Source organism: Dapis brunnea BLCC-M229 (assembly GCF_050015995.1).
GTDB lineage: Bacteria > Cyanobacteriota > Cyanobacteriia > Cyanobacteriales > Microcoleaceae > Trichodesmium.
Genome location: NZ_JBNHEP010000295.1, coordinates 48,037 through 53,745 on the forward strand (window position 1 = coordinate 48,037; position 5,709 = coordinate 53,745).

The 5,709-nt window shown below is 40.0% G+C and carries 2 protein-coding genes; both read left to right on the forward strand.

What is annotated here, in order from left to right; translation table 11 throughout:
- Positions 1 to 2,024: Ig-like domain-containing protein (locus ACP6PM_RS33975; RefSeq protein ID WP_426591260.1), on the forward strand; the 2,024-nt coding region annotated here is incomplete at its 5' end.
- A 258-nt stretch (positions 2,025 to 2,282) separates the two neighbouring features.
- Positions 2,283 to 5,174, forward strand: a complete 2,892-nt coding sequence (locus tag ACP6PM_RS33980) for a cadherin-like domain-containing protein (RefSeq protein WP_426591261.1) — start codon at positions 2,283 to 2,285, stop codon at positions 5,172 to 5,174.
- Positions 5,175 to 5,709: the final 535 nt, after the last annotated feature.

The window sequence follows — 5,709 nt, forward strand, 5'->3', positions numbered from 1 at the left end:
CGGTAGACCCGGTAGACCCGGTAGACCCGGTAGACCCGGTAGACCCGGTAGACCCGGTAGACCCAGTAGACCCAGTAGACCCAGTAGACCCAGTAGACCCGGTAGACCCAGTAGACCCGGTAGATCCAGTAGACCCGGTAGATCCGGTAGACCCGGTAGACCCAGTAGATCCAGTAGATCCGGTAGACCCGGTAGACCCAACACCACCGCCTATTCCCAACCTTCCACCTAATGCAGAAGATGATGAGGTAACAACTAGCCAAGATACATCTGTAGAGTTCGATGTCTTGGAAAACGATTCAGATCCTGAAGGTCAACCACTGACAGTAACTGATTTTACTTCAGTTTCCAATGGAGAATTAGTGGTAAAAAGTAATGGAATATTTGAATACACGCCGGATAGTGACTTTGTTGGTACTGATAGTTTCAGCTACACTATTAGTGATGGCGAAGGAGGAAGCGATAGTGCTAATGTGACAATTACAGTTAACGAACCACCAGAGCTAATTAACAATACTGGTATAGTAGTAGAAAAAAGTTCAGGTATACGGTTCATTACTGATAATAATTTACAAGCATCAGATGCTGACAATACTCCTGGTGAGTTAATTTACACAATTGCAGATGCTCCAGATTTAGGCGAACTAAGAATAGGAAGTAGTCCCCGGTTACGAGAGGGAGACACTTTCACTCAACAAGATATTAACGATAACTTGCTACAATTTACTCCCGATGATGCAGCAGGTAATGACTTTTTCAGTTATACCGTTGCAGATACTTCTGGCGGTCAAGTTCCTCTAACTTCATTTAGCATCGGTATTACAGATGATACCAAAACATTAACTAATGAAGCTGATAACTTCACTGGTACTGCTCTCAGTAATAATATTTTAGGTTTAGCTGGGGATGATAGCATTGATGGTCTAAGTAGCAGTGACTATATTAGTGGAGATGAAGGAAATGACTCTATTTTTGGTAACTCTGGTGATGACTGTCTATCTGGTGGCACTCAACAAGATACTCTCCGAGGAGGAGATGGCAGCGATAGCGTATTTGGTGGTGAGGGTAATGATAGCATTTCTGGGGATACAGGAAATGACCGTCTCTTTGGGGAAGCAGGTAATGATAACTTACTAGGAGGAGATGGTGGCGATAGTATTATCGGAGGAGAAGGTAACGACTCTATTCTGGGAGCAGATGGGGGAGACACCATAGCTGGCAATGCAGGTAATGATACTATTCGCAGTGGAGTTGATAACGACTCTGTAACTGGAGGAGAAGGTAGCGATCTAATAGATGGTGGTACTGATAACGATACTATTAGTAGTGGCGCTGGATCGGACACCGTTGTAGGAGGTTCAGAAAACGACTCAATATTTGGAGAAGATGGTGATGACTCAATAGTGGGTGATGATGGTAACGACACTATAGATGGTGGTTCAGGTCAAGATATCATTCTTGGTGACATAGGAGATGATTCTATCCAAGGCGGTGATAACAATGATCGGATTGATGGTAGTGTTGGCAATGATACTATGGCTGGAGGATCTGGTTCTGACAGATTGACAGGTGGTGCGGGGAACGACTTCTTCTTCTATGAGGTCGCTGACCAAGGTATTGATACAATTGTTGATTTTGATAGTAAAGGTGATGATACATTCCTGTTTACATCTGCTAACTTTGGCGGTTTAACTAAGGATGGTTTTTCTAGTGTGATTCTCCAGAACGAAAATGTTGGTTCTGAAGGTCTGAGTATTGCTGATGCAGAATTGATTATTTTTGAAGGCAAGTTTGATAATGTACAAGCAGTTAACGCTGCTTTAAATATACAAAATGGATCGAGCGCTCGCCCTGCTTTCTTTGTTTACTTGAATGGTCAACGTAACAAATATGTGCTTGGTTATGATACAAGTTTGGCTGATGATAGTCTGCCTGCTTTTGAGTTGGGTATCCTCCAATCTATTGAACCTGGAGAAGACCAAATTTCAACTATTATTGAGGCTGATGATTTTGACTTTATATAAGAATTAGGGAGTAGGGAGTAGGGAATAGGGAATAGGGAAGAAGGAAGAAGGAAAAACCTTTTATTTTCTTCCATTTATAAGAGAAGAAGGAATTAAGTAAAAAATTTCTATTCCTTTACCTTTGTCAATAGGGAAGTGGGAATAGGGAAGAAGGAATTAATTCATTAATGGAATAGTGGATAATGAAAACTATCTCTAATTATCAATTATCAATTATCCATCTCCCTAACAAAAAAATAATTATTAGGAAAAATCAAGATGACAAAAAGAGTTAAACAACAAGTCGAACTACCACCACCAATTTTTATTGAAGGTTTAGGAGAGGGAACTATTCTCAGCGACTCCATAATTGGAAGTCTAATAGCAGATACAATTTTAGCATTATCTGGAGATGATACAGTTTTTGGACTAGATGAAAATGACGCTCTCCTAGGAGATGAAGGTCAAGACAAAATGAACGGCAATGCAGGAGATGATTTTCTCGATGGAGGTCTGGGAGATGATTGTTTACGGGGGGGGAAAGATTTAGATACTCTCCTAGGAAATAGTGGTAACGATATATTATTTGGCGATCGCGACAGTGATACTATCTTGGGCAGTGAAGGTGACGATACTATTTTTGGAGGTAAGGATAATGATAGTATTGTGGGTGGTGGAGAAGATGACCTATTATTTGCCGATCGAGGCAATGATGTAGCTGATGGAGATATTGGCAATGATACAATAGTTGGCGGTACAGGTGACGATCGCTTATTAGGAAATGATGGTGGAGATACCTTGTTTGGAGAAACAGGTAGAGATACTCTAGAAGGAAACACAGGAGATGATGTACTTTTAGGCGGAAAAGATGCAGACTCCCTAGAAGGAGGAGTCGGTGCAGACTTTCTGTCAGGAGATATTGGTGCAGATACAGTGACAGGTGGTACTGGGCAAGATACCTTTAATATTTCATCCAACTCAGGAGGTCCAGGAGTTAGTAGTGCAGATGTTATTAATGACTTTAGCAATGAAGATTTAATTGGTCTCAGCAATGGTTTGAGTTTTGAACAACTAAGTATTTTTGCATCAGAAGACAACCCTGATAATACAATTATTAGTGTAGGTGGTACTAATGGTGATTTCTTAGCAGTATTAGTAGGAGTTGAAAGTAGCACTATTGACTCTAGTGATTTTGTAACAGTATCACTACCTATACCCACTCCTACGCCAACCGTAACACCCACTCCCACGCCAACCATAACACCCACTCCTACGCCAACCGTAACACCCACTCCCACGCCAACCTTAACGCCAACACCCACACCAACGCCAACCGTAACGCCAACACCCACTCCCACACCAACGCCAACCGTAACACCCACACCAACACCCTCTAACCTGCCACCGGAAGCAGAAGATGATAACTTCAGCACTAATCAAAATGAACCATTAACTATTACTGCTCAAGAATTGCTAGAAAATGACTCTGACCCGGAAGGAGATCCTCTGAGTATTTCGGCTATAGGTACACCGGAAAACGGATCGTTAGTAGAAGAAAATAGTACAACCTACACATATACTCCCAATGTGGGATTCCTAGGAGATGACAGTTTCAGCTATAGTATTAGTGACGGGAATGGTAATTCCGATACTGCTCAAGTCAACATCAAAGTTAATGACCCACCTCAACTCGTCAACAACCGAGGTATTATCGCTGAAAAAAATGGACCCAGACAAAATATATTAAATACCAATCTTTTAGTGACAGACACCGATAACACAACAGAAGAAATTACCTACAACATTATTAGAATACCAACACAAGGTAATCTTAGGTTAGTTGATGAAACTCTTAATCAAGGTGATACTTTCTCTCAAGCTGATATTAATAACAACTTAATTCTATATACTCCAGGTAGTACAGCAGGTAATTTTCCTTTTTCCTTTTCTGTTTCCGATAGTGATGGTGGAACTATTCCCAGCACATCTTTTAGCATTACAGTTGTTGATAATGTGACTGAAGGAGGCAATGCCAATAATACAATCAACGGTACTCAACAAAGTGATTACTTGATAGGAAATGCAGGCAACGATACTCTTAGTGGTCGTGGTGGAGATGATGTTTTAGATGGTGGACCTGGAGAAGATTCCTTATTAGGTGAAGCTGGTAACGACTCTTTGTTTGGAGCACAACAAACTGATACATTATTTGGAGGAGTAGGTAACGATACTCTTGACGGTGGTGCTGATAATGACTCTTTGTTAGGAGAAGACGGCAGCGATCTGTTATTAGGAGCAGAACAACAAGATACTCTTGCAGGTGGACTGGGTAACGATACCCTTGACGGAGGTACAGGTAATGATTCTCTATCTGGTGCAGATGACAACGACTCCCTATTAGGAGATGCGGGAAATGATACTCTCACAGGTGATTCCGGTAATGATACTATTGATGGGGGTGCTGATGATGACCGTATTCTAGGCCAAACTGGCAGCGATAGCTTATTTGGTGGGCCAGGTAATGATAGGGTTATTGGTGGTATCGGTGATGACTCTGTGGGTGGTGGTGCAGGAGTTGACACTCTCAGTGGTAATGAAGGAAATGATTTTCTCCGTGGCGATGAAGGAAATGATTCTATCGATGGAGATGTGGGAGATGATACATTAAACGGAGGGTTTGGTGCGGATAGATTAACTGGTGATGAGGGAGATGATGCCTTCTTTTTTGAAGTTCCCAACGAAGGAGTAGATGTGATTACTGATTTTAATGGCAGTAATGTAGATGTATTCTTGTTTAGGTCGAATAATTTTGGTAATTTAACTAATCCTCCTGGTACTGCTACAGAATTTTCTAGTGTGATAATTTCTCTGGATAATTTAGGTTCACAAGGTCAAGATATTAGCGAACAAGAACTGATTATTTTTGAGAATAGATTTGAAAATGTACAGCAAGTCAATTCTATTTTAAAAAATCAAAATGGTTCTGGTACAGGTCCTGCTTTCTTTATTTATGTAAACAATAGTTTGAATAGCAAAGTTATTTTAGGATATGACCCTAATCTTGATGATGATGCTAATCCTGCTTTTGATTTAGCAGTCCTTAATAATATTCCTGTTTTTCCTGATGCTATTAATACTACTATTGATTCTTCAGATTTTAAGTTTATTTAATTAGAGGAGGTGATATTATAGCTGAAGTCAGAAGTTAGAAGTCAGAAGTCAGAATTTAAAGTCGCAGTACGGACTAAAAGGGTAATAAACCCTGTTTATTGTTTGGGCGCGTAAGTCCTGTTGATAACAAGTAATATCATGTTCGGTTGAATACTTATAAATCATTAGACCTCTCCAGAAAAGAGGGAACAGGGAACACTTAACAGGGAACACTTAACCCACCCCTAACCCCTCCCAGGAGGGGAGTAATTGATAATTTATCGATAAGAATTGATTCTATTTTTAATTTTTGGAGATGTCTATTAGGAAGAAGTCAGTAATCAGTAGTCAGGAGGCAAAGACTAAATTTAGAAGGAAGAAGGTTTATTATAACTAATTATCCGAACATGGTATAATTAGCTAAAAAACTACTTTACTGTAATTAATTAACCGGATATAATATTACTTAATACTTAGAAAATTTACATAAAATCATCTGAAATTATATTATGTTCGGTTAAATAGTTATTATAATTAAAGTTCGTAGTATAGCTCT